The sequence below is a fragment of the Anaerophilus nitritigenes genome (genome assembly GCF_004138215.1).
In the GTDB taxonomy this organism is placed as follows: Bacteria; Bacillota; Clostridia; order Peptostreptococcales; family Thermotaleaceae; genus Anaerophilus; species Anaerophilus nitritogenes.
Window position 1 is genome coordinate 1 of record NZ_RYYS01000001.1, and the last position, 2,362, is coordinate 2,362.

The window sequence follows — 2,362 nt, forward strand, 5'->3', positions numbered from 1 at the left end:
ATTATTTATATAAAAGTTACTATTCGCTTTAATAAAGGAGGAAAAATAATGTATCGTATAAAGAATAAATATTTTAATATATTAACGTATATAATTTTCCCTATAGCTTTGATATACTACCATTTTATTGCTCATAAAACGATAGTTGCACATATTATAAGATTTATATTTTTAGTTTTTTTACTTACAGATACTTTATCTATAAAATACTTTAAAAAGTAAATAAAACTAACCATTAGTTTAACGCACAATCAGTATCTAATTATACCACAAATTAGTTCCATTTATTAACATATTTTCAACTTTTAAAGGTATATTCATCCCATCAAAAACAGCCGAAAACATTATAAATACCAAATTATAATAAGCTAAGGAGAGATACTTGATGAAACGAAACTGGGAGATGGATGAATTAATCGAAAATTTTACTTTTTTACCTAATGAGTATACTTTGTTAAGCAACAAGTCAGGAGCAACACGGTTGGGTTTTGCTATTTCTTTTAAATTTTTCCAACAGGAAGCAAGGTTTCCAAATCATAAGAATGAAATTCCTAAAATTGTGATATCTTATATTGCAAAGCAGCTTGATCTTAAAAATACTCTTTTCGATGAATACGATTGGCGTGGCCGTTCCATTAAATATCATCGTGCTCAAATAAGAGATTTTTTTGGATTTAAGGAAACAACAAATAAGGACATTGAAGCAATAACTAATTGGTTAATAAAGCAGATTCTTTATCATGATGCTGAATATGAACATTTAAAGGTATCAGCATATGCTCGGTTTCGTGAATTACAGCTAGAACCACCTACTATTGACCGAATTGATCGAATGATTAAATCTGCTATTTATGCCTATGAAAATCAATTTTTTAATGAAACATTTCGTAAATTAAACAAAGACTCCATATTTAAAATAGACTCCCTTCTAAATGATTTAACTGCATATGAAGAATCTGAAATAGACTTTGATGAAGAAGGAGATAATCTATCATTTAAAGAGTTAAGAGCTGATCCTGGACGCATTGGATTAGAAAGTATCTTTAAAGAAGTTGTGAAATTAAAGACTATCCAACAATTAAACTTGCCTGAGAATCTATTCGTCAACATTCCCTATAAAACATTGAAAAAGTATAAGCAAAGAGCTGTATCAGAGAAACTACCAGAATTGCGAAGGCATCCTAAACACATACGATATACTATGTTAGCAGCTTTTTTTTTTGGTAAGATCAAGAGAAATCACAGACAATCTTATAGAACTCCTTATCCAAATAATTCATAGAATAAGCGTTAGAGCTGAGCGAAAAGTAGAAAAAGAACTTATCAATGATTTTAGGCAGGTTAATGGAAAAACAAATATTCTCTTTCAGATGGGAGATGCAGCTTTAAACAATCCTGATGGAATAATAAAAGAAGTCTTATTTCCCATTGTTAGTGAAAAAACTTTAAGTGCTTTGATTAAAGAATTCAAAAATACTGGTTCTGCATATCGTAAAAAAGTATATACAGTTATGAGATCTTCATATGGTAGACATTATCGGCGCATGGTTCCTGAAATATTAAATATATTGGAATTTAGATCTAATAACGAAGTACATCAACCAGTAATAAAAGCTTTAGAAATAATCAAAAAGTATTATAGTATAGGCACTCATTATTTTACCAATACATATGAAATTCCCCTAGAAGGAGTTATACGTCCTACAATGAGAGAAGCAGTTATTGAAAAAGATGATAAAGGGCAAGAACGGATTAATAGGATTAATTACGAAATTGTAGCTTTACAAGCATTAAGAGATAAATTACGTTGTAAAGAAGTATGGGTAACTGGTGCAAATAGATATAGAAATCCTGATGAAGATCTACCAACGGATTTTGAAGAACACAGAGAAGCCAATTATAAAGCTTTAAAGCAACCGTTAGATACTGAAAAATTTATTAGCACACTTAAAGAAGCCATGTATGCAGCTTTATCACAGCTAGATAGAAATATTCCTAAGAATCCAAAGGTACGTATATCCAATAGAAGTAATGGATGGATTACTGTTTCGCCAAGCGAACCACAGCCGGAACCTATTAATTTATCACGATTAAAGACAGAAATTATGCGCAATTGGCCTATGACAAGCTTACTTGATGTATTAAAAGAGACAGATCTACAGGTAGGCTTTACTGATCATTTTAAAACAGTTGCAACCCATGAAAGATTACCTCGCTTCACTATTCAAAAACGTCTTATCTTATCACTCTATGGTTTAGGCACCAATACTGGATTAAAACGTATTGCTTCTGGTAATCATGGTGAAAACTATCAAGATTTACTTTATATCAGAAGAAAATTTATTAATAAGGATAACTTAAG

Annotated in this window: 1 pseudogene; it reads left to right on the forward strand. The window is 30.3% G+C overall.

Annotation, left to right across the window (positions count from 1 at the left end):
- Window positions 1-385: 385 nt before the first annotated feature.
- Window positions 386-2,362 (forward strand): annotated as a pseudogene (locus EK368_RS15335) (DUF4158 domain-containing protein); the annotation flags it as partial.